At 61.6% G+C, this 25,803-nt stretch carries 25 protein-coding genes; 12 read left to right on the top strand and 13 right to left on the bottom strand.

Annotation, left to right across the window (positions count from 1 at the left end):
* Positions 1-88 precede the first annotated feature (88 nt).
* Positions 89-1,810, bottom strand: coding sequence for a bifunctional isocitrate dehydrogenase kinase/phosphatase (gene aceK / locus AC09SL_RS22030; RefSeq protein ID WP_058546184.1), 1,722 nt, complete (start codon positions 1,808-1,810; stop codon positions 89-91).
* 130 nt (positions 1,811-1,940) lie between these two features.
* Here aceK and AC09SL_RS22025 point away from each other — a divergent pair, with 130 nt between their 5' ends.
* Positions 1,941-2,849 (top strand): DMT family transporter, encoded by a 909-nt coding sequence (locus tag AC09SL_RS22025; protein ID WP_058546183.1) that lies wholly within the window; start codon positions 1,941-1,943, stop codon positions 2,847-2,849.
* Between the two features lie 187 nt (positions 2,850-3,036).
* On the opposite strand, the gene AC09SL_RS22020 is transcribed toward AC09SL_RS22025, so the two are convergent.
* From AC09SL_RS22020 to cysK, 3 genes are all read right to left on the bottom strand, one after another.
* On the bottom strand, positions 3,037-3,900 hold the full coding sequence (locus tag AC09SL_RS22020) for a DMT family transporter (protein ID WP_058546182.1): 864 nt from the start codon (positions 3,898-3,900) through the stop codon (positions 3,037-3,039).
* 339 nt (positions 3,901-4,239) lie between these two features.
* On the bottom strand, positions 4,240-5,178 hold the full coding sequence (locus tag AC09SL_RS22015; protein ID WP_058546181.1) for an aspartyl/asparaginyl beta-hydroxylase domain-containing protein: 939 nt from the start codon (positions 5,176-5,178) through the stop codon (positions 4,240-4,242).
* Between the two features lie 580 nt (positions 5,179-5,758).
* Positions 5,759-6,733, bottom strand: a complete 975-nt coding sequence (gene cysK / locus AC09SL_RS22010; RefSeq protein WP_058545962.1) for a cysteine synthase A — start codon at positions 6,731-6,733, stop codon at positions 5,759-5,761.
* 147 nt (positions 6,734-6,880) lie between these two features.
* On the opposite strand from cysK, the gene AC09SL_RS22005 reads away from it, so the two are divergent.
* The 3 genes from AC09SL_RS22005 (at position 6,881) to AC09SL_RS21995 (ending at position 10,215) form a co-directional block, all read left to right on the top strand.
* The gene (locus AC09SL_RS22005) at positions 6,881-7,957 is read left to right on the top strand and encodes a DUF748 domain-containing protein (RefSeq protein ID WP_058545961.1); all 1,077 of its coding nucleotides are present in this window, start codon (positions 6,881-6,883) and stop codon (positions 7,955-7,957) included.
* Between the two features lie 199 nt (positions 7,958-8,156).
* Positions 8,157-9,002, top strand: a complete 846-nt coding sequence (locus tag AC09SL_RS22000) for an AAA family ATPase (RefSeq protein ID WP_003184225.1) — start codon at positions 8,157-8,159, stop codon at positions 9,000-9,002.
* Positions 9,003-9,036: 34 nt separating this feature from the next.
* Positions 9,037-10,215, top strand: coding sequence for a vWA domain-containing protein (locus AC09SL_RS21995; RefSeq protein WP_003198888.1), 1,179 nt, complete (start codon positions 9,037-9,039; stop codon positions 10,213-10,215).
* Between the two features lie 92 nt (positions 10,216-10,307).
* On the opposite strand, the gene AC09SL_RS21990 is transcribed toward AC09SL_RS21995, so the two are convergent.
* The 7 genes from AC09SL_RS21990 to AC09SL_RS21960 all read right to left on the bottom strand — a co-directional run bounded on the left by AC09SL_RS21990 (position 10,308) and on the right by AC09SL_RS21960 (position 16,301).
* Entirely contained in the window at positions 10,308-11,228 is a 921-nt protein-coding gene (locus AC09SL_RS21990) for a 5-oxoprolinase subunit C family protein (RefSeq protein WP_058545960.1), read from the bottom strand.
* Positions 11,225-11,929, bottom strand: coding sequence for a 5-oxoprolinase subunit PxpB (gene pxpB / locus AC09SL_RS21985; RefSeq protein WP_058545959.1), 705 nt, complete (start codon positions 11,927-11,929; stop codon positions 11,225-11,227). The genes AC09SL_RS21990 and pxpB overlap by 4 nt, the downstream gene beginning before the upstream one ends.
* Positions 11,926-12,678, bottom strand: coding sequence for a 5-oxoprolinase subunit PxpA (locus AC09SL_RS21980; protein WP_057449804.1), 753 nt, complete (start codon positions 12,676-12,678; stop codon positions 11,926-11,928). Before AC09SL_RS21980 ends, pxpB begins: the two co-directional genes overlap by 4 nt.
* A gap of 60 nt (positions 12,679-12,738) precedes the next feature.
* Positions 12,739-14,025, bottom strand: a complete 1,287-nt coding sequence (locus AC09SL_RS21975; protein ID WP_058545958.1) for an MFS transporter — start codon at positions 14,023-14,025, stop codon at positions 12,739-12,741.
* A 414-nt stretch (positions 14,026-14,439) separates the two neighbouring features.
* Positions 14,440-14,982, bottom strand: a complete 543-nt coding sequence (locus tag AC09SL_RS21970; RefSeq protein ID WP_057449800.1) for a DUF2937 family protein — start codon at positions 14,980-14,982, stop codon at positions 14,440-14,442.
* A 12-nt stretch (positions 14,983-14,994) separates the two neighbouring features.
* Positions 14,995-15,771 carry a class II glutamine amidotransferase gene (locus tag AC09SL_RS21965; RefSeq protein ID WP_058545957.1) on the bottom strand — a complete coding sequence of 259 codons (777 nt, stop codon included), beginning with the start codon at positions 15,769-15,771 and terminating at the stop codon, positions 14,995-14,997.
* A 32-nt stretch (positions 15,772-15,803) separates the two neighbouring features.
* Positions 15,804-16,301 carry a hypothetical protein gene (locus AC09SL_RS21960; protein ID WP_058545956.1) on the bottom strand — a complete coding sequence of 166 codons (498 nt, stop codon included), beginning with the start codon at positions 16,299-16,301 and terminating at the stop codon, positions 15,804-15,806.
* A gap of 135 nt (positions 16,302-16,436) precedes the next feature.
* Here AC09SL_RS21960 and AC09SL_RS21955 point away from each other — a divergent pair, with 135 nt between their 5' ends.
* Together AC09SL_RS21955 and AC09SL_RS21950 are read left to right on the top strand one after the other, a co-directional pair.
* Positions 16,437-18,491, top strand: coding sequence for a S9 family peptidase (locus AC09SL_RS21955; RefSeq protein ID WP_064107058.1), 2,055 nt, complete (start codon positions 16,437-16,439; stop codon positions 18,489-18,491).
* A 163-nt stretch (positions 18,492-18,654) separates the two neighbouring features.
* Positions 18,655-19,128: a cyclic nucleotide-binding domain-containing protein gene (locus tag AC09SL_RS21950; protein WP_003184242.1), complete on the top strand. Its 474-nt coding sequence runs from the start codon at positions 18,655-18,657 to the stop codon at positions 19,126-19,128.
* A gap of 184 nt (positions 19,129-19,312) precedes the next feature.
* On the opposite strand, the gene AC09SL_RS21945 is transcribed toward AC09SL_RS21950, so the two are convergent.
* Positions 19,313-19,600 carry a hypothetical protein gene (locus AC09SL_RS21945; protein WP_058546108.1) on the bottom strand — a complete coding sequence of 96 codons (288 nt, stop codon included), beginning with the start codon at positions 19,598-19,600 and terminating at the stop codon, positions 19,313-19,315.
* 75 nt (positions 19,601-19,675) lie between these two features.
* Between AC09SL_RS21945 and AC09SL_RS21940 the strand changes: the two genes are divergently transcribed.
* From AC09SL_RS21940 to AC09SL_RS21915, 6 genes are all read left to right on the top strand, one after another.
* Entirely contained in the window at positions 19,676-20,362 is a 687-nt protein-coding gene (locus AC09SL_RS21940; protein ID WP_064107057.1) for a spermidine synthase, read from the top strand.
* Positions 20,363-20,410: 48 nt separating this feature from the next.
* Positions 20,411-20,785 (top strand): YajD family HNH nuclease, encoded by a 375-nt coding sequence (locus tag AC09SL_RS21935; RefSeq protein ID WP_003184246.1) that lies wholly within the window; start codon positions 20,411-20,413, stop codon positions 20,783-20,785.
* 290 nt (positions 20,786-21,075) lie between these two features.
* Entirely contained in the window at positions 21,076-21,285 is a 210-nt protein-coding gene (locus AC09SL_RS21930; RefSeq protein ID WP_058543822.1) for a DUF2933 domain-containing protein, read from the top strand.
* On the top strand, positions 21,275-23,380 hold the full coding sequence (locus AC09SL_RS21925) for a copper-transporting P-type ATPase (protein ID WP_231139259.1): 2,106 nt from the start codon (positions 21,275-21,277) through the stop codon (positions 23,378-23,380). The genes AC09SL_RS21930 and AC09SL_RS21925 overlap by 11 nt, the downstream gene beginning before the upstream one ends.
* Before the next feature lie 131 nt (positions 23,381-23,511).
* Positions 23,512-23,982 carry an RNA methyltransferase gene (locus tag AC09SL_RS21920; RefSeq protein ID WP_003198862.1) on the top strand — a complete coding sequence of 157 codons (471 nt, stop codon included), beginning with the start codon at positions 23,512-23,514 and terminating at the stop codon, positions 23,980-23,982.
* Positions 23,983-24,059: 77 nt separating this feature from the next.
* On the top strand, positions 24,060-24,437 hold the full coding sequence (locus AC09SL_RS21915; RefSeq protein WP_003198860.1) for a YgaP family membrane protein: 378 nt from the start codon (positions 24,060-24,062) through the stop codon (positions 24,435-24,437).
* 124 nt (positions 24,438-24,561) lie between these two features.
* Here AC09SL_RS21915 and AC09SL_RS21910 read toward each other — a convergent pair whose 3' ends face one another.
* Complete coding sequence (locus AC09SL_RS21910; protein WP_058543824.1) at positions 24,562-25,791, bottom strand: hypothetical protein; 1,230 nt, start codon at positions 25,789-25,791, stop codon at positions 24,562-24,564.
* Positions 25,792-25,803 lie beyond the last annotated feature (12 nt).

Raw genomic sequence — 25,803 nt, 5'->3', positions numbered from 1 at the left:
TGAAGATGACGCGGTCTCCCGGGAGACCGAGGCGCCTGTATCGCGAGCAAGCTTTGCTCCCACAGGTTTTTTGAGGGCTCTTGCCGGGTTATTCGTTATCGAGGTCCTTGCGCCGATACGGGAACACATCGATCACTTTCCCCGCTCGGATCGCCTCTTGCAGGCCTTTCCAGTAGTCGGCGTTGTACAGCTCGCCGTGCAACTGGTCGAACAGCTTGCGCTGCCCCGCGTCGGCGAACAGGAACGGCGGGAATTCTTCGGGGAAGACGTCCAGCGGGCCGATGGAATACCAGGGCTCGGAAGCCATTTCGTCTTCTGGGGTGCGGGGCTGGGGGATGTGGCGGAAGTTGGCTTCGGTCAGGAAACAGATTTCATCGTAGTCGTAGAACACCACCCGGCCGTGGCGGGTCACGCCGAAGTTCTTGAGCAGCATGTCGCCGGGGAAGATATTGGCCGCCGCCAGTTGCTTGATGGCCATGCCATAGTCTTCCAGCGCCTCGCGCACCTGGTCCTGGTTGGCGTTTTCCAGGTACAGGTTCAGCGGTGTCATGCGCCGTTCGGTCCAGCAGTGACGAATCAGCACCGTGTCGCCTTCCACCGACACCGTGGACGGCGCCACTTCCAGCAGTTCCTCCAGGCACGTCGGTTCGAACTTGCTCAGGGGAAAGCGAAAATCAGCGAACTCCTGGGTATCGGCCATGCGCCCGACCCGGTCGACACTTTTCACCAGGCGGTACTTCTCGATCACCGTGGCGCGGTCGACGTTTTTCGACGGCGAGAAGCGGTCCTTGATGATCTTGAACACCGTGTTGAAGCCCGGCAGGGTGAACACGCTCATGACCATGCCACGCACACCCGGGGCCATGATGAACTGGTCGTCGGTGTTCGCCAGGTGGTTGATCAACGCTCGATAGAACTCGGACTTGCCGTGCTTGTAGAAACCGATGGAGGTGTACAACTCGGCGATGTGCTTGCCCGGCAGGATACGCTTGAGAAAGCCGATGAATTCCGCCGGCACCGGCACGTCCACCATGAAGTACGAGCGGGTGAACGAGAAGATGATCGACACCTGCGCCTCGTCGGTGATCAGCGCATCGATCTGGATCCCCCGGCCCTCGCGGTGCAACAGCGGGATCACCAGCGGCCATTGGTCGTCGCGGGTGTAGATCCGGCCCACCAGGTAGGCGCCCTTGTTGCGATAGAGCACCGAAGAAAACAATTCCACCGTCAGCTCCGGGTCCTTGCAGACCCAGTCCGGCAGGTTCTCGCGCAACTGCGCTTCTAGGCGTGTCAGGTCGCCCGGCAGATCGGCGTAGTCCTCGCTGAAACGGTAATCGGCGAACACACTCGCCAGCATCCGGTCCAACTGCCCCTGGGGCTTGTAGATGCGGGTCTGGGCGGCGCGGGCCCGGCGCAGGCTGGGCCGGGTGGTGTGGATGAACATGGTGCCGTCGCTGATCAGGTCGTGACTGAACAGCCCGCAGAAGATCGAGTTGTACCAGGTTTCCGACAGTTCATCGTCAAAGCGCAGGTCGATCAGGCTGATGTAGGCGCTCTTGACCAGCGGCCAGCAGCTCACGTCCATCAGTGTTTCGTCATCGAAGGCCTGGTGCAGCCTGGCGACGGTTTCGAAAACTTTTTCTTCATACAAGTTGATGCGCGCCGCCGAAGCCGCTTGCGCTTCGAGCCACAGTGCCTGCTCGAACCGGGCGCGGGCGCCGTCGGTGATCTGCCGGAAATGCTCACGATAATCGTCGAAGCCGTCGAGGATCGAACGGGCGATTTCGATGGCGGGCCATGGCTGCGGCATAGGGTAAACCTCGGCGGGTCATGCTTGTTATGGGCGCCTGAGCTTAGAGGCCAATCACGCGGCAACGCAACCATTGCCATCGCTATTGAGGGCGGCGACACTTGCCGCCCAATCAAGGAAGGAATGACTCGTGAACCTCGTCGATATCCTGCGTTTACTGTCGCTGGCCGCTATCTGGGGCGCCAGTTTCCTGTTCATGCGCATTATCGCCCCCGTCATTGGCACAATCCCCACGGCCTTTTTTCGCGTGTCCATCGCCTTCGTCGGGCTGCTGGTGATCCTGGCCCTGATGCGCGTCGACTGGAATTTTCGCGGCAAGCTCAAAATCGTGATGGGGCTGGGCCTGATCAACTCGGGCATTCCGGCAACGTTCTATTCGTTGGCGGCCCAGGTGCTGCCGGCCGGTTACTCGGCGATCTTCAACGCCACCACGCCATTGATGGGGGTGTTGATCGGCGGCTTGTTCTTCAGCGAAAAACTCACCCCTGCCAAGGTCAGCGGTGTCTGCCTGGGGCTGTTCGGGGTCGGCATCCTGACCCGCGCCGGCCCGGTGGCGTTCGACCTGCAATTGCTGATGGGCGCCCTTGCCTGCCTGCTGGCCACGACCTGCTACGGCTTTGCCGGTTTCCTCACCCGTCGCTGGCTCGATCAGCAGGGGGGCTTGGACAGCCGTCTCTCGGCCTTGGGCAGCATGTTCGGCGCCACGGTGTTCTTGCTGCCGTTGTTCGGCTACAGCGTCATCAGCCAACCACCGGCCAGTTGGGGTGGCTGGAGCGTCTGGTTGTCACTGCTGGGGCTGGGGCTGGTGTGTACCGCGCTGGCGTACATCCTTTACTTCCGCCTGCTCAGCTCCATCGGCCCGGTCAAGTCCATGACCGTGACGTTCCTGATCCCGCCGTTCGGCGTGCTATGGGGGGCGTTGCTGCTGGATGAGCCGTTGGGGATGGCGCATGTGTATGGCGGGGTTTTGATTGCGGCGGCGTTGTGGCTGGTGTTGAAGCCTTCGGTAGCGAAATCGGCTGAAGCGTCTGTCCGGTAGTTCATCGGTGTGGCGCATGATGCCATCGCGGGCAAGCCTTGCTCCCACAAGGACTACACATAACCTGTAAGAGCAAGCCTTGCTCCCACAAGGCCTACCTCACCTGTGGAAGCAGAGGCTTGTACATAATCTGTGGGAGCAAGGCTTGCCCGCGATGGCGGCTGTTCAGTCAACGAGCAGCCAAAGCTCAGCGACTTTTACGAAACACAAACACCAACCCCACGATGATCAGCACCATCCCCAGCAAGCTCAACAACGCCAGCCGGTTGCCAAACACCAGGTAGTCCATGATGGCCGTCACCGCCGGCACCAGGTAGAACAGACTGGTGACATTTACCAGGTTGCCGCGGGCAATCAAACGGTACAGCAGCAACGTCGCCAGCACCGACACCACCAGCCCCATCCACAACACCGGCACGAAGAACCCTGCGCTGTATTCGAAATGGAACGGCTGGAACGGCACGAACACCGCGCACAACACCAGCCCGGCCAGGTACTGCACCGGCAGCGTGCCCAGTGGGTTGTCGGTAATGCGCTTCTGCATGATGGAACCGGCCGTCATGCTCACCAGTGCCAGCAACCCGCAGAGCATCCCGGCCAGGGACATGCCGGCCAGGCCGATGCCTTGGTACACCACCATGACCAACCCGACCAATCCCAGCATCAGGCCGAACATCCGCGACCAGGAACGCTGCCGTTCCATGAGCACCACGGTCAGGATCGGTTGCACGCCCATCAAGGTCGCCATGACCCCAGGCGTGACACTCATTTGCAGCGCCAGCAGATAAAAAATCTGATAGGCCCCCAACAGCACGAGCCCGGTGGTCGCCGCGTAGAGCATCGGCTTGCCGGTCTTGGGCCGTTTGAACTTGAGCAACGGAATCAACAGCACCAGCGCCGACAGCGCGATGGCAAAACGGATCAACAAAAAGGCGAAGGGGGAAGCGTGGGCCAGGCCCAGCTTGGAAAAGATCGCCCCGCTGCTCCACAGCAAAACGAACAGGCTCGTGGAAGCCGCCGCCAACAAGGCGTTTCTGGAAAGGGAAAACATGGATACCACCTGTAGTCAGGCAAAAAGCCAACTAAGCCGAGGCTGAAGTCCAGTAGTTTTTTTCAGGCGGGCACAGGGGATGGCAACCGTTGCCGATCAGCCCTGAATGCCAACACCCGGCGGTGATACGACGGCGTACACCGATGAGCTACGGACAGGTGGAGGGTATTGACCGATCTGCGCAGGCTGCTGGCTCCCACACGGCACGACGCCAGCGTTGAACGCTGGAACCACGACCGCGATGACAGGGGATGCAGGCATGAGCCGATCTCTTGAAGGAGCGGGTTCGAAACCCGAAGAGCGCTGACTATAACCAGCGCCCGATGGACTACGCAATGTTTAAACGAACAACCAATAGCCAAGCGCCGTCAGCACCACCACTGCCAACACGGGCCGCATCACCCGGTAGGCCTTGGGATACTTGCGCTTGAATTGCTTGACCCGGCCACTGATGCCATCGCTGAACGATTTGCTCCAGGCATAAGCCCGGTTGATGCCACCGACGTGTTCATCATCCAGGTTCTGTGGCGCCGTGGCGCGACCGAGGAACGCACTGATGGTGCGGTTGAGGCGGGTCATCAACCGGCTTTTCAAGGGCCGCTCGACATCACAGAACAGGATCACGCGGGTCTGTGGGGTTTCGTTCTTGACCCAGTGCACATAGGTTTCGTCGAACATGACATCTTCGCCGTCGCGCCAGGCGTAGATCTGGCCGTCGACGAAGATCCGGCAGTCGTCGGAATTGGGGGTGGACAGCCCCAGGTGATAACGCAACGAACCGGCGAAGGGGTCTCGGTGCGGATTCAAGTGGCTGTCACCCGGCAGCAGGGCAAACATGGCGCCCCGGACATTGGGGATCTGGCTGACCAGCGCGACCGTCCTGGGACACAGCAGCTCAGCCGAGGGCAGCGGTTTGTCGTACCACTTGAGGTAGAAACGCTTCCAGCCCTTCTTGAAGAACGAGCCGAAACCCGCGTCGTTGTTCTTCTCGGCTGCGCGAATGTAGCCCTCGTCGAACAGGTGCATGGCCTCGTCGCGAATGACTTGCCAATTGTCCTTGAGCACATCCAGTTCAGGGAACTTGCTGCGATCTAGGTAAGGCTTGGAGGGCACGCCGGAGAACAGGTACATCAAGGCGTTATAGGGGGCGAACAGCGCCGAGTGGTTGACGAACTGGCGCAACACCGGCAGACGTGCCTTGCCACGCAAATGCACATAAAGCGTACTGCCCAAAAACAGCAGCAACACCGAGGCCTTGGCGGCAAACGAAACGGTCATTTTACAACTCCTTGTCCAAGAACAACTGACGCAACGCCATCAGCCCGGCGCTGCGCGCGGCCATGTTATAGACCGTGGCATGGCCCGGAAACCGTCTGGCGCAACATTCACTGTTGAGGATTACGCAACAATGTCCTTATTTAACATCCGCGACCTGAACCTTGGCTGACGCCCGTCAACGACTTTCTCGAATGCGCTTGAACAGCCTCTTGTGGCGACCGCTGAACCGTGTAGGAACTATGCAGGAGCCGTATGGGAACTGTGTAGGAGCCGTATGGGAACTGTGTAGGAGCCGTATGGGAACTGTGTAGGAGCCGTATGGGAACTGTGTAGGAGCCGTATGGGAACTGTGTAGGAGCTGTGTAGGAGCTGTCGAGTGCAACGAGGCTGCGATCTTTCCAAAGACACTTGAATCCCAAGCGAAAGATCAAGATCAAGATCAAGATCAAGATCAAGATCAAGATCAAGATCAAGATCAAGATCAAGATCAAGATCAAGATCAAGATCAAAAGATCGCAGGCTTCGCCAGCTCCTACAGGGCCCAGCGGGAGCTGGCGGCCTTGCCATGTTCCGCAGGCGGTTACTGCTGGATCTCCTGGTCGGTAAACAGATCACTGAACAACATGCTCGACAAGTACCGCTCGCCCGAATCCGGCAGGATCACGACGATGGTCTTGCCCTGCATTTCCGGTTTTTCCGCCAGGCGCACGGCCACGGCCATCGCCGCGCCACAAGAGATCCCGCAGAGGATGCCCTCCTCCTGCATCAAGCGCAGGGCCATGGCCTTGGATTCGTCGTCAGTGACCCGCTCGACCAGGTCAACGATCGACAGATCGAGGTTCTTCGGCACGAACCCGGCACCGATCCCCTGGATCTTGTGAGGGCTGGGCTTGATCTCCTGGCCCGCCATCGCTTGGGTAATCACCGGCGAAACCTCGGGCTCGACCGCCACCGACAGGATCGGTTTGCCACAAACGTTCTTGATATACCGCGAAACCCCGGTAATGGTTCCGCCAGTGCCCACGCCCGCTACCAGCACGTCCACCGCACCGTCGGTATCGTTCCAGATTTCCGGGCCGGTGGTTTTTTCGTGGATCGCCGGGTTCGCCGGGTTATCGAACTGCTGCGGCATGAAGTATTTGGCTGGATCGCTGGCCATGATCTCGGTGGCTTTGTCGATCGCCCCCTTCATCCCCTTCGCCGGTTCGGTGAGCACCAGTTCCGCGCCCAGGGCCTTGAGCACCTTGCGCCGCTCGATGCTCATGGAGGCGGGCATGGTCAGCATCAGCTTGTAGCCACGGGCGGCAGCGACAAACGCCAGGCCGATCCCGGTGTTGCCCGAAGTCGGTTCGACGATGGTCATGCCCGGCTTGAGTTTGCCCGAGCTTTCAGCGTCCCAGATCATGTTCGCGCCGATCCGGCACTTGACCGAATACCCTGGGTTACGCCCCTCGATCTTGGCCAGGATGGTCACACCGCGCGGGGCAATGCGGTTGATCTGCACCAGCGGCGTATTACCGATGGAATGGGCGTTGTCAGCGAATATACGGCTCATGGCTGGGTCCTTGATGCAGCGGGAATGTAAGCCTTTAAAGGTATGCTTGTTGCCCATGGGCGTCCAGTTGCACCGAACGTTCCCGTTGTTGCGACAGTCAATGGCATTAGAAGGCGCTCCCTCAACAAACGCTGGAGACTGACTGACATGAAGCGTCGATACCGTTGGCCATTGTGGGTTTTCGCCGCCATCGCCGCGGTGCTGGTGGCCCTGCATTTCACCTTGCCTTACCTGGTACGCGACTACCTGAACGACAAACTGGCCGACATGGGCGATTATCGCGGCCAGATCACCGACGTGGACCTGGCCCTGTGGCGCGGTGCCTACCGGATCAACGGCCTGGAAATCGTCAAGGTCGATGGCAAGGTCCCGGTGCCGTTCGTCAGCGCGCCGCTGGTGGACCTGTCTGTGAGCTGGCATTCGCTTTGGTATGACCATGCGGTGGTCGCCGAGGTTGAATTCGCCCGCCCGGAAGTGAACTTCGTCGACGGCGGCGCCGACCGCCAGAACTCCCAGACCGGCCGGGGCACCAACTGGCGCGAGCAACTGGAAAAACTGCTGCCCATCACTTTCAACGAAGTGCGCATCAGGGACGGCAAGGTCACCTTTCGCAACTTCAACTCCAAGCCACCGGTCAACCTGCGGGCCACCGACGTCAACGCCAGCTTCTACAACCTGACCAACGTGGTCGACACCGAAGGCAAGCGCGACGCCCGTTTCGAAGGCAAGGCCCGGGTGGCCGGACATGCGCCGTTGGAAATGCAGGCCACCTTCGACCCGTTGAGCAACTTCGAGGATTTCGATTTCCGCCTGCGGGCCAGGAACATCGAGCTCAAGCGCCTGAACGATTTTGCCGCGGCTTATGGCAAATTCGATTTCAATGCCGGCCATGGCGACCTGGTGATCGAGGCCGAAGCCGATAACGCCAAGCTCAGCGGCTACATCAAGCCATTGCTGCACGATGTCGATGTGTTCGACTGGCAGCAGGACGTGGAAGACAAGAACAAGAACATCTTCCGCTCGGTCTGGGAAGCGCTGGTCGGCACAGGCGAAACGGCCCTCAAGAACCAGCGCAAGAACCAGTTCGCCACCCGGGTGGAGCTCAGCGGCAATGTTCACCAGCAGGACATCAGCGCCTTCGAAGCCTTCCTGCAGATCCTGCGCAACGGTTTCATCCAGGCCTTCAATGCCCGTTATGAACAGCCACCGCCGTCGGCCGATTAGGGCTTGCGGCTTTTTTGTGGCGAGGGGTGATGCCCCATAAGGTGATAGCCGAGACTGAGTCAACATGTGACGCCCCATTCAGAGACTGAATACAGCGTCTGCGTTCACAGTCGGCGGGGCGCCGCGTTATAGTCGGGCACGATATTTATTTCGCGCGCCCCGCCTCGCCGGGCCGGCGACACCGTTCGAGGAATTGCAGATGAAGTTCGAAGGCACCAGCGCCTACGTGGCCACCGATGACCTGAAACTGGCCGTGAACGCCGCCATCACCCTGGAGCGGCCATTGCTGGTCAAGGGCGAACCGGGCACCGGCAAGACCATGCTGGCCGAACAACTGGCCGAGTCCTTCGGCGCGCGCCTGATCACTTGGCACATCAAGTCCACCACCAAGGCCCACCAGGGCTTGTACGAGTACGATGCGGTCAGCCGCCTGCGGGACTCGCAGCTGGGCGTGGACAAGGTCCACGACGTGCGCAACTACCTGAAGAAAGGCAAGCTCTGGGAAGCGTTCGAGTCCGAGGAGCGGGTGATCCTGCTGATCGACGAAATCGACAAGGCCGACATCGAGTTCCCCAACGACCTGCTGCAAGAACTCGACAAGATGGAGTTCTACGTCTACGAGACCGATGAAACCATCAAGGCCAAGCAACGGCCGATCATCATCATTACCTCCAACAACGAAAAGGAACTGCCGGACGCGTTCCTGCGCCGCTGCTTCTTCCACTACATCGCCTTCCCCGACCGCGTCACCCTGCAGAAAATTGTCGATGTGCATTACCCGGACATCAAGAAGGACCTGGTCAGCGAAGCGCTGGACGTGTTCTTCGACGTGCGCAAGGTGCCGGGCCTGAAGAAAAAGCCTTCCACTTCCGAACTGGTGGACTGGCTCAAGCTGCTGATGGCCGACAACATCGGCGAAGCGGTACTGCGCGAACGTGATCCGACCAAAGCCATCCCGCCGCTGGCCGGCGCCCTGGTCAAGAACGAACAGGACGTGCAATTGCTTGAGCGCCTGGCGTTCATGAGCCGTCGCGGCACTCGCTGAGCCTCTTCGTCCAACAAGAGCGAGGGCGATTGCCATGCTGCTTAACCTGTTCAATGAGATGCGCGCCGCCAAGGTGCCCGTGTCGGTGCGTGAACTGCTGGACCTGATCAACGCGCTGAAACAGCGGGTGATCTTCGCCGACATGGACGAGTTCTATTACCTGTCCCGGGCGATCCTGGTGAAGGACGAACGGCATTTCGACAAGTTCGACCGAGCGTTCGCCGCTTACTTCAACGGCCTGGAGAAACTCGACGATCACCTCCAGGCGCTGATTCCCGAAGACTGGTTGCGCAAGGAGTTCGAGCGTTCGCTGACCGACGAAGAGCGGGCGCAGATCCAGTCCCTCGGTGGCCTGGACAAGCTGATCGAAGAATTCAAGAAACGCCTGGAAGAACAGAAGGAACGCCATGCCGGCGGCAACAAGTGGATCGGCACCGGCGGCACCAGCCCGTTCGGCTCCGGCGGCTTCAACCCCGAAGGCATCCGGGTCGGCGACGCCGGCAAGCGCCAGGGCAAGGCCGTGAAGGTCTGGGACCAGCGCGAGTACAAGAACCTCGACGACCAGGTGGAATTGGGCACCCGCAACATCAAGATCGCCCTGCGCCGCCTGCGCAAGTTCGCCCGCCAGGGTGCGGCCGAAGAGTTGGACATCGACGGCACCATCGACCACACCGCCCGCGACGCCGGCCTTTTGAACATCCAGATGCGCCCGGAACGACGCAACACCGTAAAGCTGTTGCTGCTGTTCGACATCGGCGGCTCGATGGATGCCCACGTGAAAATCTGCGAAGAACTGTTCTCGGCCTGCAAGACCGAGTTCAAGCACCTGGAGTATTTCTACTTCCACAACTTCGTCTACGAATCGGTGTGGAAGAACAACCTGCGCCGCACTTCGGAGCGCACTTCGACCCAGGACCTGCTGCACAAATACGGTGCCGACTACAAAGTGATCTTCATCGGCGATGCCGCCATGGCGCCTTATGAAATCACCCAGGCCGGCGGCAGCGTCGAACACTGGAACGAAGAAGCCGGTTATGTGTGGATGCAGCGTTTCATGGAGAAGTACAAGAAGCTCATCTGGATCAACCCGTACCCCAAGGACACCTGGGGTTATACCGCCTCGACCAACATCGTGCGCGAACTGGTGGAAGACCGGATGTATCCGCTGACCTTGCGGGGGTTGGAGGAAGGGATGCGGTTTCTTTCCAAATGATCTTTGGTGCCCTTTAGGGCCTCATCGCGAGCAAGCTCGCTCCCACATTGACACGCGGTTTCCTGTGGGAGCGGGCTTGCTCGCGAAGCTTTTCAGCTTTTCAAAAACACCTGTAAACACTCAACCTGCTGCCGATGCGCAACCTCCTGCACCACCGGCCGCAACCGCACCTGCGCCCCCGGCAGGCATTGCGCCAGCCGGGCCAGGGCCAACGGAGTCAAGGCGCCCAGCCGTGGGTAGCCACCGATGGTTTGCCGGTCGTTGAGCAGCACAATTGGCTGGCCGTCCGGTGGCACCTGCACGGCGCCGAGCGGGATGCCCTCGGAAATCATCGCCGGTCCCTGATATTCCAACGCCGTGCCCAGCAAACGAATGCCCATGCGGTCGGCGCGACTGTCCAGGGTCCATGGGGTGTTGAACGCATCGAACAGGCTCTGCCCACTGAACGCACCGTTCTGCGCCCCCAGGATCAAGTCCAGCGGCTGCGCTTGCTGAAAATCCGGAATCCGCACGTGCGGCATGGGCCGAGGCGTCGGCGTGCCTGAATAGCTCAAGTGTGCGCCGCGACTCAGCGCCCGCCCTCGCCCATCCAGGCCACCGAGCTCCTCACGCACCACCGTCGCCCGGCTGCCCAGCACCGCAGGCGCATTGAAACCGCCGGGGGCCGCCAGGTAGGCCCGGGCACCGAGCACCGGCTGGGTGAGCGCCAGCACCTGGCCCTTGCGCAAGCTGAAGAAGCGCCACGACGCCACCCCCTGGCCGTCTATCCGCGCCCCCAGGTCCGCCCCGGCCAGGGCCAGCACGCAATCGTCTTCGGCCACCACCGTGAAACCGCCGAGGGTAATTTCCACCACCGCCGCGTCCGGGTGGTTGCCTAACATCCAGTTGGCCCAGGCCATCGACAACCAGTCCGCCGCGCCGCCCTGAGTCACGCCCAAATGCCTGACGCCGAAACGGCCGGTATCCTGCAACAGGCACAGCGGGGTGCTGGCCTCGATCAACAACCGGCTCATGCCTGGGCCTCCAACGGTGTGTCATCGCCACCCAGCGCGATGAATTCGGCATGGTCCACGGGGGCAAAACGCACCGTGTCCCCCGGCTGCATCAGGCTGTAGCCGTCACGCTCGCGATCGAAGAGTTTGGTCGGGGTGCGACCGATCAGGTTCCAGCCTCCGGGCGACACCACCGGATACGCCGCGGTCTGGCGCTCGGCAATGCCGACGCTGCCCGCTGCCACGCGCTTGCGCGGCGTGTCGAGGCGCGGTGCGGCCAGTTCCTCGTCCACCAGCCCCATGAAGGCGAAGCCAGGAGCGAAGCCCAGGGCAAACACCTGGTACTCGCGCTCGCTGTGGCGGCGGATCACCTGGGCGACCGTCAGCCCGCTGCGGCCTGCCAGCCGCTCCAGCTCCGGCCCGACACGGAGGTCGTACCACACCGGCAGGACGTGGCATTGGCCGGCGGACCGGGCATCCGGTGAAAGGTTATTCAACGCCTCGTCGATCAATTCGCGAGCCTGCACCGGGTTCAGGGCGAGCAAATCGTAGTGCACCATCAACGTGGTGTAGGACGGCACCAGGTCGATCAGATGTTCGGCAAACACCGCGCGCAGGCGTTCGCTGGCGGCGAGCATCCAGGGCATGTTGGCCTCGGCGATCTCATCGAACAGGCGCACCATCAAGCAGTCCACCGCCACCACTTCCAAGCGTGGTCTCATGGCGCACTCTGCCGGTCCAGGGCTTCGCGGATGCGTTGCACGGCCGCCACGGAGCTGGCGTTGTCGCCGTGTACGCACAAGGTGTTGGCCATAAGGTGCAAGGCGCTGCCGTCACTGGCGGTCAACGCATCGCCGCGGGCGATGGTCAGGGCCTGCCCGATAATCACCTCGGGATCGTGGTGCACCGCGCCCGGCGCTTGCCGCGAAACCAGGCGACCAGCACTGTCATAGGCGCGGTCGGCAAAGGCTTCGAACCACAGGGTCAGGCCGTACTCGTCGCCCAGGGCCTGGGCGGCGCTGTTGTCCCGGGTCGCCATGAGCATCAGCGGCAGTTGCCGATCATAGGCCGCAACGGCCTGGATCACCGCACGCAGTTGCGCCGGATTGGCCATCATGTCGTTGTACATCGCGCCGTGGGGCTTGACGTAGCTGACCCGCCCACCTTGCGCCCGGCAGATGCCGTCGAGGGCGCCGATCTGGTAGTGCAGCAGGTCCTGCAATTCCTGGGCGCCATAGGCCATGGAGCGTCGGCCGAAGCCCGCCAGGTCCTGATAGGCTGGGTGCGCGCCGATTCGCACGCCGTGGCTCAGGGCCAGGCTGACGGTCTTGCGCATGATGCTCGGGTCGCCGGCATGAAAGCCGCAGGCGATGTTGGCGCAATCGATGAAGGGCATGACCTCGGCGTCCAGACCCATGGTCCAACTGCCGAAGCTCTCGCCGATGTCGCAATTCAATAGCAGGCGGCTCACGGTAAACGCTCCTGTAGGTTCTTTCTTCGTTAACTGTGGGACATGCCCGCAGGTTATCAGTTACTCAGCTTCCAACTGCTTGCCTTGGGTTTCCGGCAGGCTCAGGGCCGCCAGGATCACCACGCCATAGGACACCGCTGCAAACGCACCGATACCCACGCTCAGCGGCACTTTCTGGCTCAGCAGGCCGATCAACAGCGGGAACGTTGCCGCCAACGCCCGACCGATGTTGTAGCAAAAACCCTGGCCCGAACCCCGAATGCGGGTCGGGAACAGCTCAGTGAGGAATGACCCCATGCCGCTGAACATGCCCGACGCGAAGAACCCCAGGGGAAAGCCCAGCCAGAGCATCACGTTATTGCTCACGTGCAGTTGGGTATACAACAGCACGATGGTGAAGGAGCCGACGGCATACAGGACGAAGTTCTTTTTCCGACCCAGGATGTCCGACAGGTACGCGCTGATGACGTAACCCACATAGGAACCGACGATGACCATCGCCAGATAGCCCCCGGTGCTCAATACGCTCAAGCCACGCTCGTTCTTCAGGAACGTTGGCAACCAGGAGGTGATGGCGTAGTAACCGCCCAAGGCACCGGTGGTCAGCAACGAGGCCCGAAGGGTGGTGAAGAGGATGCCGGGGGCGAATATCTCGTAGAACTTCGCCGGGTTGCTCGGTGTTTGTCGGGCCTTGGCCTGGCTATAGACTTCCGGATCCTTGACCAGGCGCCGGACGAATATCACGAATACCGCAGGGACAATGCCCAGGATAAACAAGGCGCGCCAGGCGTCTTCCGGCGGCAATACCGAGAACAGCAGCGCATACAGGATCGCCGTCATGCCCCAGCCCAGGGCCCAACCCGACTGCACCATGCCCACCGCCTTGCCGCGGTCCTTGGCGCGGATCACCTCGCCCATCAACACCGCGCCGGCAGTCCACTCGCCGCCGAAGCCAAAACCCATCAGCGTACGGGCGATCAACAGTTGTTCGTAGTTCTGGGCAAAGCCGCACAGGAAAGTGAAGAACGCGAACCACAGCACTGTCAGTTGCAACGTGCGCACTCGACCGATGCGGTCGGAAAGAATGCCGGCCACCCAGCCACCAAGGGCCGAAGCGATCAAGGTGCTGGTGTGAATCAGCCCTGCCTGTCCGGTGGTAATGCCCCACATCGCGATCAGGGTCGGCACCACGAAGCTGAGCATCTGCGTGTCCATGCCATCCAGGGCGTAGCCGATCTTGCAGCTCCAGAAGGTGCGACGCTCCTGCTGGTTGATGTTGCGATACCAATCGAACGGGCCGGAACGGGCCTGGGTTTGGGGGACGCCGAGCGTGTCGGGTGCACTCATGGTGGTTCTCCACGGTTTTATTGTTTTTGAGTCTCGACGACGCTGACGTGGAGACCGTTGCCCCGATTCTTGAACGCACGGCCGATCCCGTCCAACGAATAAAACCTTGGCTGGGTCATAAGAAAAACTTGATTGGGCAGAACATCGCCAGGACAGGCGGACCGCTTTTGTGGAGGGAGCTTGCTCCCGCTGGTCCCTGTAGGAGCTGGCGAAGCCTGCGATCTTTTGATCTTTTGATCTTTTGATCTTTCGCTTGAGATTCAAGTGTCTGGGGAAAGATCGCAGCCTCGTTGCACTCGACAGCTCCTACACAGCTCCATAGCTTCTACATAGCTTCTACATAGCTTCTACGCAGCTTCTACGGGCACAGAACAGCGGGAGCAAGCGCTCTCGCCACAAGAACGCGCTGTGGCGCTACAGCCCGCGCAAATCGCGCTCTTCAATCGGCCGCCCCTGGCGCAGGCGCTTGCCACCCAGCACCACCCAGTCGATCAGACGGAACAGGCATTCCAGGCCGAACGACAGCAACAACGCACCGCTGATGCCCCAGATCATGGCCTCGGGGGTCAACAGGATCTGGTAGCTGTAGCCGTTCCAGGTTTCCTTGCGAATGTCCGGATCGGCAGCCAGGGCCACTTGCAGCAAGCGGATGTACCACGGGCCTTGCATCGCCTGGAATTGCTTGTCCAGGGCCTGCTGGCGCACGAGTAAGGTGTTCAGGCTGTCGGCGTCGCTGCGAAAGATCGGGTCTTCGCTGGCGCGGTAATGGGCCACCAGGGCCTGCATGTCGCCCTTGAAGAACTGGTTGGCAGTGCCCTGGAACCCTTGCAGGCCGGTCTGCGCCTCGATCAGGTGCGCCTCGACCCGCTTGGCGTAGTCATTGATGAAGCCCGGCACCTGGACCCCAACCAACAGGCCCACCGCGAACAACACCAGCCGTAGATAACTGAGCAACATAGCGTGACGTCCTTATTCGGTCCGGCCGTGGCGGACGCATTCGCCGCGTCGCCACAGGCTCCATTGGCCCGGTTCGTAGCGGGTCCAGGTTTCGTTTTCGGTCAAGGGCTCGGTGGCGATCACCGTGACCACGTCGTTGGGCGTGGTTTCAGCCTGGAAATCGACAATCACATCCACATCCTTGAGGCGCGCCGGGCCGAACGGCGCGCGACGGGTGATCTGAGCCAGTTTGGTCGAGCAATAGCAGAACAGCCAGTCGCCATCGCTGAGCAGGCAGTTGAACACGCCTTTGCTGCGGTATTCGGTGCAGGCTTCGATCAACGTCGATAGCAATTGCTCCACCTCCACCGGCTCGGGGAAGGCCTGGCGCACGCGGTTGAGCAGATCGCAGAAAGCCGCTTCGCTGTCGGTATCGCCTACCGGGCGGTAGAAGCTCACGCCCGGCTGGAAATTGGCGAGCTGGCCGTTGTGGGCGAAACACCAGTTGCGGCCCCACAACTCACGCACGAACGGATGGGTGTTGGACAGGCAAACCTTGCCGACGTTGGCCTGGCGAATGTGCCCGATCACCACTTCGCTCTTGATCGGATAGCGCTGCACCAGGTTCGCAACTTCCGACTCGCTGCTGGCCGCCGGGTCCTGGAACAGGCGCAGGCCACGGCCTTCATAGAACGCGATGCCCCAGCCGTCCCGGTGCGGCCCGGTCTTGCCGCCGCGCTGCATCAGCCCGGTGAAGCTGAACACGATGTCGGTCGGCACATTGGCGCTCATGCCCAGTAACTCACACATGCTCGAACTCTCGCTTCAAGGGGCAGGCCCGGTTACAGGCGCGGTTCGATTCGCGAACGCTGGGGGTTGCTCGGCACGGGCGGGCGACCGTAACGGTCATCACCGGCCACGCCAAACGGCGGCACGTCCTCCGGCTCATCGGCCACGGCGGCGGCTTTTGCGGCGGCGGCCCGTTCCTTGCGAGCGTTGGCGGCACGCTCGATGGGGAAGCGGATCAACACGAAAATCAAGTAGATACCGAAGGCGATCATGCTGTACATGAGCAGATCGGAAGCCGCCCGCCAGACGTTGTTGCCGACTTTGAACAGCACGTCCAGGGCAACAATGGCCAGGGCCGGGGCGACCTTGTCCTTCACCGGATCAACGATGGTAGGGCAAAACAGCAACACCGCCATCAGCAACCGCAGCGGTTCGCGCAACCAGCGCCACATCCAGCGGGTCATGCGCATCCATACCAACAGGCAGCCCAGGGCGGCGAAGGCGTAGAGGCCCCAGGCGATCAGATAGTCATTCTCGGTCATGGTGTCCATGGCAAGGCAGGCAAAGAGACGCTTATAGTAACGGCTTTTCGCTCGTCAGGCTGCCCCGGCGTCTGGCGAATGGCCTGTTTGGTTGGTTCTGTCCAGGCCACGTGTCCCTTTTCGTACAACGTTCGAGAGCCTTTCATGTCCCTATCTGCCCACGTTTCCAACGCCCCGATTGCCCGCAGGGACGCCGGTGTTGACCCATACGCCTGGCTGCAGGAACGCGACACCGACGCCGTGCTCGACTACCTCAAGGCGGAAAACAGCTATCAGGAGGCGCAACTCGCCGACCAGGCCGATCTGCGCGAAACCCTGTTCCAGGAGATCAAGGGCCGGATCCTCGAGACCGACCTGTCGCTGCCCTCGCCCTGGGGCCCCTACCTGTATTACACCCGCACCACGGCCGGGGACGAATACCCACGCCACTACCGCTGCCCGCGCCCGGCCGATGACAGCCTGACTGTGGATGAAAGCCGTGAACAACTGCTGCTGGACCCGAACGCGTTGGCGGGCGGCGGTTTCTTTGCCCTGGGCGCCTTCAGCATCAGCCCCGACCACCAGCGCCTGGCCTACAGCCTGGACACCACGGGCGACGAGATCTACACCCTGTTCGTGAAGGAATTGTCCAACGACAAGGTCAGTGAATTGTCCTTCGATAATTGCGACGGCAGCATGACCTGGGCCAACGACAGTCTGACGCTGTTTTTTGGCGAGTTGGACGACACCCACCGCCCCCACAGGCTCTGGCGCTATCGCCTGGACGGCACGGCCGCTGAAGAGGTGTTCCATGAGCAGGACGGACGTTTCTTCCTGCATTGCTATCGTTCGAGTTCGGAAAGGCAGTTGATCCTGTCCTTGGGCAGCAAGACCACCAGCGAAGTCTGGGTGCTGGACGCCGCGCAACCGCAGCGCCCCTTTACCTGCCTGGCGCCCCGTGTGGAAAACCATGAATACGACGTCGACCACGGCCTGCTCGATGACCAATGGACCTGGTTGATCCGCAGCAACCGCGACGGAATCAACTTCGCGTTGTATCAGGCCGCCGACACGGGCGTAGCGCCGACCGAGGCCGACTGGCAGAACCTGATCCCCCACAGCGACACGGTGATGATCGACGGCTTGAGCCTGAATGCCGGGGCGATGACCTTGAGCCTGCGCGAAGGCGGCCTGCCGATCATCGAAGTTCACCCGCAAGGCTTGCCGGCGTATCGGGTGCAACTGCCGGATGCGGCCTACAGCCTGCATGTGCAAAACAGCCTGGAATTCGTCAGCGATCGCATCCGCCTGCGCTACGAGGCCCTGAACCGTCCGGCGCAGATCCGTCAGTTGGACCTGGCCAGCGGCGCACAGGTCGTGCTCAAGCAAACCCCGGTACTGGGGCCGTTCGACGCCGATGCCTACGTCAGCCAGCGGCTTTGGGCTACAGCACCGGACGGCACCCAGGTGCCCATCAGCCTGGTGGTCAAGCGCGAAGCCCTCGGCCGGCCGGTACCGCTGTACCTGTATGGCTACGGTGCTTATGGCGAAAGCCTCGATCCGTGGTTTTCCCATTCGCGGCTGAGCCTGCTTGACCGCGGCGTAGCGTTTGCCATCGCCCATGTGCGCGGCGGCGGCGAGCTGGGGGAAGCCTGGTATCGCGCCGGCAAGCAGGAACACAAGCACAACACGTTCAGCGACTTCATCGCTTGCGCCGAACATTTGATCGCCAACGGTTTCACCAGCGCCGAACAGCTGGCAATCAGCGGCGGCAGCGCCGGTGGCCTGCTGATTGGCGCGGTGCTCAATCAACGCCCGGAGCTGTTCAAGGTTGCGATTGCCGAGGTGCCGTTCGTCGACGTGCTCAACACCATGCTCGACCCGGACTTGCCACTGACCGTCACCGAATACGACGAATGGGGCAATCCAGAGGAACCGCAGGTTTATGATCGGATCCGGGCCTACGCCCCGTACGAAAACGTCCGCGCCCAGGCCTACCCGGCGCTGCTGGTGATCGCCGGTTACAACGACAGCCGAGTGCAGTACTGGGAAGCGGCCAAGTGGGTGGCGAAATTGCGGGCCACCAAGACCAATGACAACCCCCTGCTGCTCAAGACCGAACTGGGCGCCGGACATGGCGGGATGAGCGGGCGCTACCAGGGATTGCGTGACGTAGCGCTCGAATATGCATTTGTCTTGAAGGTTTTGGGGCGGGTCTGAGGAACTCTGTGGGATGGCCGGGTCTTAGCTCCATGCGCAAGGCCCTGATTTAACCCAGCCCAATGTGGGAAAGGCTTTGTGGGAGCAAGGCCTGTCCCAGGGATCTCTTACACCCAGGCCAGCCCGAACCTGTAACAAACACAAGAAAAAAGACCGTGCCAACATGTCAGAACCGACCTTACTGAACAAAGAAATCCGCGACTGGCTGATGGACTGCGGTCTGTTCGACCAGTTGCTGCCTGTCGACTTCGCCGCGGCATCGGGCTATTTCAGCATCAGCGCCATTGCCGAGGGCGAGGCGATTTTCCGCGAGGGCGATGCCGGTAGCTTCATGTGCATCATCCACACCGGCCAGGTGGCCGTGCAGAAAACCGGCCCCGACGGCCAACCTGTAACCATCGCCACGCTGCGCAGTGGCCGGGCATTCGGCGAAATGGCTGTGCTCGACGGCGAACGGCGCTCGGCCAGTTGCATCGCCGCCAGCAATTGCCAGTTGCTGAACCTGGGCAAGGACTCCCTGGAAAAAATGCTCAACGACGCCCCCAAGATCGCCGCCAAGATCATCCGCGCCCTCGCCGTCTCCCTGTCCAAGCGCCTGCGCATGGCTGATGGGCAGTTGTTGTCGCAGCAGGTCTGACCTCCCTCTGTCAGTTGAAAAACAGAACCTGTGGGAGCGAGCCTGTGGGAGCAAAGCTTGCTCGCGATAGCGGTGTTGCATATGCCGACGTCATCGCGAGCAAGCTTTGCTCCCACAGAGTTCACCGCAATGCCCGAACCCACAGGTTTTTATCATCCAGTTGTTTCACCGACAGGCTTGATGTCTACCCCCCCGGCGACTTGGCCTTCACCGGCTTGGGCTCCATGCCCGGTATCGGCTGGTCCTTGGGTGGCTTGGGCATTTCGATGGGGGGCAGCAACGGCGGCCCGCCGCTTCCGGGGCCAGCCTTGGGCACACTGTTGGGCGTGACCGGCGGATAGGGCATGGGAGTGGCAGTGCCTGGCGAGCCGGGAATGCTCGGCGGGTTGACCGGAATCGTCGGCTGCTGGGCCTGCGCGCAACTTATCGAGAGCGCCGCCAGGCCAATGGCCGTTAGAATGAGGCACTTCATCAATGGCTCCGTGGCTATTGTCTGCCTTCAGGCTAGTCCTTACCGCGTCGGTTTGCCCCTTCTCATGAGATTTCCATGAAACGTTTCGTTCTGCTCGATACCACGCCCATCCCTGATAACGGCGGTGCACTGTGCCTGTTCGAGTACGGTGACGACTTCGTCATCAAGATCCAGGGCGGTGACGGCGGGCAGTTGATGAACACCCGCATGCACGGTTCCGAAGATGCCCTGGCAGAGATTCCTTGCCGCAAGGTGGCCGGTCGTCCCGGCTCGCGCGTGCTGATCGGCGGCCTGGGCATGGGGTTCACCCTCGCCTCGGCCCTCAAGCACCTGGGCAAGACCGCCGAGGTGGTGGTGGCCGAACTGGTGCCCGGCGTGGTGGAGTGGAACCGTGGCCCCCTGGGTGAAAAGGCCGGGCGGCCGCTGTCGGACCCGCGCACGGTAATCCGCATGGAAGACGTGGCCAAGGTGCTGCAAGCCGAACCCCAGGGTTTCGACGCGATCATGCTCGATGTCGACAACGGCCCGGAAGGCCTGACCCAGAAAGCCAACAGTTGGCTGTATTCGGCTGGAGGCCTGGCCGCCTGCGCCAAGGCCCTGCGGCCCAAGGGCGTGCTGGCGGTGTGGTCGGCCAGCGCTGACCGGCAGTTTTCCGACAAGCTGAAGAAGGCCGGCTTCAAGGCCGAAGAGGTGCAAGTGTTCGCCCATGGCAACAAAGGCACCCGCCACACCATCTGGATTGCCGAGAAGCTCAAGGGCTGAGCTAAACTCTGTCCAACCGTCATCCGTCCTGTTTACAAAGGTGAACCCATGAGTTCGTCAACGCCACCGTCCAACACCGCCAAGCTGGACCGTATCCTCGCCGATGCCCAGCGCGACCGGGAGATGGGCTACCGCGACAAAGCCCTGAAAATGTACCCCCATGTCTGTGGCCGCTGCGCCCGTGAGTTTTCCGGCAAGCGCCTGAGCGAACTGACCGTTCACCACCGCGACCACAACCACGACAACAACCCGCAGGACGGTTCCAACTGGGAACTGCTGTGCCTGTACTGCCACGACAACGAACACTCGCGCTACACCGACCAGCAATATTTCGGCGACGGCTCCCTGAGCACTCCGAAAATCGCCAAGGCAACCCACAACCCCTTCGCCGCACTGGCCGGGTTGATGAAGAAGGACGAGTAATCAGCCGTTGTGGCGAGCGGGTTTATCTTGCGCTGCAAAGTGTTGCTCCACAGATCCAATCCCCTCACTCGACTGTGGAGCGGCGGCCTGAGCCGCTTTCATGGCCCCGCTGACAAATCTGCAATGTCCCCGTCAGATCGCTGACAGCTTCGTACCTTTAGCATGCCTGCCACATCCCTCATTTGCGGGGGAGTAAGCCAAGGTTGATGAATATCAATCCCCCAAGGCGCTCCCTGCCTATGCTGTGTTTATCGGTGGCGATGGCTCGCCCGGCCTGAAGGAGCGATACCATGAACACTCATCAACCCCCAGTTGCTGGCGCAACGTCATTCTGGCGGGGCAAGACCGGCATTGTATTGATCATGTTGCTGGTCATTGGCCTCTTCTATCTGGTGCGAGAACACTTCAGCCACATCACGGCGAATTGGCCGTACCTGATTCTCCTGATATGCCCCTTGATGCATGTCTTCGGGCACGGACACGGACGACATGGCGACTGAATACACCTGCCCCATGCACCCGGAAATACGCCAACCCGGCCCCGGCACCTGCCCCAAGTGCGGCATGACGCTGGAGCCGGTGATGCCCGCGCTGGAAGAAGAGGACAATCCAGAACTCAAGGACTTCACCCGCCGCTTCTGGTGGTCCTTGCCGTTGACGGTCATCGTGACCGTGCTCGCCATGGCGGGGCACGCCTTGTCGCTGTTTCACGGTGAAATGCAAAATTTCGTCGAGTTTTTCCTGGCGACACCCGTGGTCCTGTGGGCAGGCTGGCCGTTTTTTGTGCGAGCAGTGGTCTCTGTTCGCCAACGTAGCCCGAACATGTGGACCCTGATTGGCCTGGGCACCGCGGCGGCCTATCTCTACAGTGTCGCAGCCACGTTCTGGCCTGGAGGGTTTCCCGCCACGTTCCTGCAAGAGGGGCGGATCGGCGTCTACTTTGAAGCCGCCGCGGTGATCATCTCCCTCACCTTGCTGGGGCAGATGCTGGAGCTCAAGGCACGCTCGCAGACATCGGCCGCCATCAAGTCGCTGCTGGGGCTGTCACCCAAGACCGCGCGCCGGATCAACGCCGATGGCCAGGAACAGGACATCCCCCTGGCCCATGTCCATCAGGGTGACCGCCTGAGGATCAGGCCCGGTGAAAAGGTCCCGGTCGATGGTGCGGTACTCGAAGGTGAAAGTGCCGTTGACGAGTCGATGCTCACCGGCGAGCCGGTTCCGGTGATCAAACGCGCCGGGGACAGCCTGATCGGCGCCACGATCAACACCCACGGTAGCTTGGTGATGACGGCGCAGAAGGTCGGCGCCGAGACCGTCCTGGCGCAAATTGTTCAGATGGTCGCCCGGGCCCAGCGCTCCAAAGCCCCTATGCAGCGGATGGCCGACGTGATCGCTGGCTATTTCGTCATGGGCGTGATTGCCATCGCCGTACTGACTTTTTTCGGCTGGGGGCTGTTAGGTCCCGAGCCTGGCTGGGTCTTCGGGCTGATCAACGCCGTCGCCGTGCTGATCATTGCCTGCCCCTGTGCGCTGGGGCTCGCAACCCCCATGTCGATCATGGTGTCCACCGGCAAGGCTGCCAGCCTGGGCGTGCTTTTCCGGGACGCCAGCGCCATCGAGAACTTGTGCAAGATCGACACGCTGATCGTCGATAAGACCGGCACCCTGACCGAAGGGCGCCCGGCCTTTCACAGCGTGGAAGCCACCCAGGGCTTCGACGACCGCCAGGTGCTGCTATTGGCCGCCAGCCTGGACCAGGGCAGCGAACATCCCCTGGCCCACGCCATCGTCGATCACGCACGATCCGAGCAGCTTGAACTGATCAAGCCGGCTTCATTTGAATCCGGCAGCGGCATCGGTGTCAGTGGCCAGGTGGACGGCAAGCAGGTCCACTTGGGTAATACCGCCCTGATGAACGCTGCCAGTATCAGCGTCAGCCCGCTGCAACAACAGGCCGAGCAGCTACGCGCGCAAGGCATCAGCATTATCTACATGGCGGTCGACGGTGTGCTGGCCGGGCTGCTGGCCGTCTCGGACCCGATCAAGCCGACCTCCCGGGAAGCGGTCAACCGGCTCAAGGCTCACGACATAAAGATCATCATGGCCACCGGCGACGGCCTCACCACTGCACGCGCCGTGGCCAGGGAGATGGGCATCGAAGAGGTCCATGGCGAAGTCAAACCCGAGGACAAGGAGCGCCTGGTAGCGGACCTGCAGCGCGATGGCCGCCAGGTCGCGATGGCGGGTGACGGAATAAACGATGCTCCCGCCCTGGCTCGGGCGGACGTAGGCATTGCCATGGGTACGGGTACGGACGTGGCGATGAACAGCGCCCAACTGACCTTGGTAAAAGGCGATTTGATGGGGATCTTGCGGGCCCGCACCCTTTCGGTGGCAACCGTTAGAAACATGCGCCAGAACCTCGGCTTTGCCTTCCTCTATAACTCGATGGGGATTCCGCTGGCTGCCGGCCTGCTGTATCCCCTGACCGGTCACCTGCTCTCGCCCATGATCGCCGCCATCGCCATGAGCGTGAGTTCGGCGTCGGTGGTGTTCAATGCCTTGAGGCTGCGCAACGCGTCGGTGGAGTAAACCCAGGGCGGGCTAAAAAATGGCGCGATCGGTTCGCGTCTATCGACTGGCCAGCCACCCTCGATCGCCACACTGAACAACCAGGCTCAATCCCCGTATAATCGCGCCTTTTCCCCAAAGGCACCCCGCCCGTGGCCAACAAACGCTATAGCTGCATCGGTCTGTTCAACCCCAAGTCACCGGAAAACGTCGGCTCGGTCATGCGTGCCGCCGGCTGCTACGGCGTGGCGTCGGTGTTCTACACCGGCAAGCGCTATGAGCGCGCCGCCGACTTCGTCACCGACACCAAGAAAGTCCACTACGACATCCCGCTGATCGGTATCGACGACCTGAAGAAAATCCTGCCCTTGGGCTGTGTGCCAGTGGCCGTGGAACTGGTGGAAGGCGCCCGCCCTCTGCCCGAATACACGCACCCGGACCGGGCGCTGTACATTTTTGGCCCGGAAGATGGCTCCCTGGACAAGGACATCCGCGATTGGTGCGAGGACGTGGTGTACATCCCCACCACCGGCTGCATGAACCTGGCCGCTACCGTCAACGTCGTGCTGTATGACCGCATGGCCAAAGGCAACAACACCCGTTCGGGGCCGCAATTCCGCTGATCGGTGCAACATTCGATTGAACAAGGCAATCGCTCGGGCAGTCAGCTTTATACCAATCCCCACACTGGAGACAGATCATGAGCGACAACAATCCGTTCGAGCCGATCGAGACCACCCCTTTCCAATCCCATCCGCCACAAAACGTGCATGGCTGGGAACGCATTGGCTCACTGGCCGGCGGTGTGCTGATGATGGGCAAGGGTTTGCGCCGTGGCGGTGTGCTCGGCCTGGCTCAACTGGCGATCGGCGGCATGGCGCTGGCGCGGGGGATCACCGGGCATTGTTCGGCCAAGGCCTTGTTGGAAAAGAACCGGCAGAACCTCAGCAACGCCCGTGCCCGCATCGAACAGGCCGGTGATGAGCTGAGCCGCCTGAAGGCCAATGCCGAGGCGGCGACTGGCACGGCTACGGTGACGGGGAATGATTCGTTGGATTCGCCCAAAGTTGGGCTTTGATTCTTTGCGGTGAGGCTGATGGCCTCATCGCGGGCAAGCCTTGCTCCCACAGGATCGAGTCGTACCCAATATTTCATCCGGCGAAGATTCAGTGTGGGAGCAAGGCTTGCCCGCGATAGCGGTATTACTGAAGTAACTGGGTATCCAGAACGCTGGAGCCCCCACCCAGCACACTTTCACTGAGTTGCACAAACTCCTGGGTATCGACCGTCTCCAGCCGCATCGCCCCCTGCAACACATCATCCAGTGAACGCTTGTTGTGGGTTTTCAAGCGAATCTCGCGGTCCAGTTCCTGCAGCAGCAATACCGCCTTGGCCACTGCCGCGGTGCTGATTTGTTCGCCACGCAAGGTGGTGACGCCCTTGCTGTCGCGGGCGAGCCGGTCATTGAGGGTCTGATAGCGCTCATCGCTCAGACCGCCAGCGCGGCGCAGCAGTTCGATGGCGTAGTACTCTGTCAGCCCCTCGCTGATCCAGTCGCTGCGATCCTGATCATTGACCCGGGCCAGTGCCTGCACCAACTCGCGCAACAACGGGCTACTGCCCCGCTCGCTGACCAGCGGCGGACGGCTGTGCAAATAGATCGAGTCGTGGCCGGCCTGGGCGCCACGCCACAACGGATCACCGCCGCCGACAATCAGCAACTTGGAAGGATGGCGCGGCACCAGCGCTTGCACCTGCGGCCAGACGAACGTCAGCAGCGTCAGCACATCCATCCGGCGCATGCCCTGGCGCTGGGGCGAGGCCACCGTCACTTCGGTTTCGCCCAGGCGTGTGCGGCGGCTGCCCAGTTTGCCGGCGAGCATCCAGCCCGTGGGGCGGTCGAACAGGCGCGAGGGGTTGTCGATGCGAAAGCGTTGCTTGCCGATGCGCGGCCAGGGCGTCTCGATGCTTTTCCAGCCGGCGGGCAATTCAACGTCCAGACGGGCCACCAGTTCGACGCCGTCCTGCTGGTCGAGCTTGGCCGACGGTACCAGGTCGTCACCGCGCAGCAACGCCCACATCGGGGTCATGCGGGTTTCGAAGGTGGCGTTCTTGCGAGCATGGCTGATGCGCACGCGGTAGCTCAGGCTGGCCTTGTTGGCTGCTGGACGCCAGACACCTCGCACCTCCTTGCCGGGGGTGAGTTGCCATTGGCCGTCGGCCTTGAAATCGCTGTAGCGACTGCCGTCGCCGAGGTCGAAATCCAGGCTGCGCACCGCCGAACCCCGGGCCAGCGTCAGACGCACTTCGGCCTGATCGCTCTGCGGCAACAGGTGCACGTGATAATCCAGATCGACTTTCTGCGCCGCCCACAGCGGCCCGCCCATCGCCAGCAGTCCGGCGGCCAGCGTCCGTTTCAATCCTGCTGCCATGGGTTCTCCCTG

Source organism: Pseudomonas sp. PF05 (assembly GCF_056521845.1).
The sequence above is the reverse complement of the archived record's forward strand: the minus strand, read 5'-3'. Positions and strand labels throughout refer to the sequence as shown.

Excerpts from the sequence above, each read along its gene's own strand:
- aceK (WP_058546184.1), bottom strand. The coding sequence starts at position 1,810 with ATGCCGCAGCCATGGCCCGCCATCGAAATCGCCCGTTCGATCCTCGAC.
- AC09SL_RS22020 (WP_058546182.1), bottom strand. The coding sequence starts at position 3,900 with ATGTTTTCCCTTTCCAGAAACGCCTTGTTGGCGGCGGCTTCCACGAGC.
- AC09SL_RS22015 (WP_058546181.1), bottom strand. The coding sequence starts at position 5,178 with ATGACCGTTTCGTTTGCCGCCAAGGCCTCGGTGTTGCTGCTGTTTTTG.
- cysK (WP_058545962.1), bottom strand. The coding sequence starts at position 6,733 with ATGAGCCGTATATTCGCTGACAACGCCCATTCCATCGGTAATACGCCG.
- AC09SL_RS22005 (WP_058545961.1), top strand. The coding sequence starts at position 6,881 with ATGAAGCGTCGATACCGTTGGCCATTGTGGGTTTTCGCCGCCATCGCC.
- AC09SL_RS22000 (WP_003184225.1), top strand. The coding sequence starts at position 8,157 with ATGAAGTTCGAAGGCACCAGCGCCTACGTGGCCACCGATGACCTGAAA.
- AC09SL_RS21995 (WP_003198888.1), top strand. The coding sequence starts at position 9,037 with ATGCTGCTTAACCTGTTCAATGAGATGCGCGCCGCCAAGGTGCCCGTG.
- AC09SL_RS21990 (WP_058545960.1), bottom strand. The coding sequence starts at position 11,228 with ATGAGCCGGTTGTTGATCGAGGCCAGCACCCCGCTGTGCCTGTTGCAG.
- pxpB (WP_058545959.1), bottom strand. The coding sequence starts at position 11,929 with ATGAGACCACGCTTGGAAGTGGTGGCGGTGGACTGCTTGATGGTGCGC.
- AC09SL_RS21975 (WP_058545958.1), bottom strand. The coding sequence starts at position 14,025 with ATGAGTGCACCCGACACGCTCGGCGTCCCCCAAACCCAGGCCCGTTCC.
- AC09SL_RS21970 (WP_057449800.1), bottom strand. The coding sequence starts at position 14,982 with ATGTTGCTCAGTTATCTACGGCTGGTGTTGTTCGCGGTGGGCCTGTTG.
- AC09SL_RS21965 (WP_058545957.1), bottom strand. The coding sequence starts at position 15,771 with ATGTGTGAGTTACTGGGCATGAGCGCCAATGTGCCGACCGACATCGTG.
- AC09SL_RS21960 (WP_058545956.1), bottom strand. The coding sequence starts at position 16,301 with ATGGACACCATGACCGAGAATGACTATCTGATCGCCTGGGGCCTCTAC.
- AC09SL_RS21955 (WP_064107058.1), top strand. The coding sequence starts at position 16,437 with ATGTCCCTATCTGCCCACGTTTCCAACGCCCCGATTGCCCGCAGGGAC.
- AC09SL_RS21950 (WP_003184242.1), top strand. The coding sequence starts at position 18,655 with ATGTCAGAACCGACCTTACTGAACAAAGAAATCCGCGACTGGCTGATG.
- AC09SL_RS21945 (WP_058546108.1), bottom strand. The coding sequence starts at position 19,600 with ATGAAGTGCCTCATTCTAACGGCCATTGGCCTGGCGGCGCTCTCGATA.
- AC09SL_RS21940 (WP_064107057.1), top strand. The coding sequence starts at position 19,676 with ATGAAACGTTTCGTTCTGCTCGATACCACGCCCATCCCTGATAACGGC.
- AC09SL_RS21935 (WP_003184246.1), top strand. The coding sequence starts at position 20,411 with ATGAGTTCGTCAACGCCACCGTCCAACACCGCCAAGCTGGACCGTATC.
- AC09SL_RS21930 (WP_058543822.1), top strand. The coding sequence starts at position 21,076 with ATGAACACTCATCAACCCCCAGTTGCTGGCGCAACGTCATTCTGGCGG.
- AC09SL_RS21925 (WP_231139259.1), top strand. The coding sequence starts at position 21,275 with ATGGCGACTGAATACACCTGCCCCATGCACCCGGAAATACGCCAACCC.
- AC09SL_RS21915 (WP_003198860.1), top strand. The coding sequence starts at position 24,060 with ATGAGCGACAACAATCCGTTCGAGCCGATCGAGACCACCCCTTTCCAA.
- AC09SL_RS21910 (WP_058543824.1), bottom strand. The coding sequence starts at position 25,791 with ATGGCAGCAGGATTGAAACGGACGCTGGCCGCCGGACTGCTGGCGATG.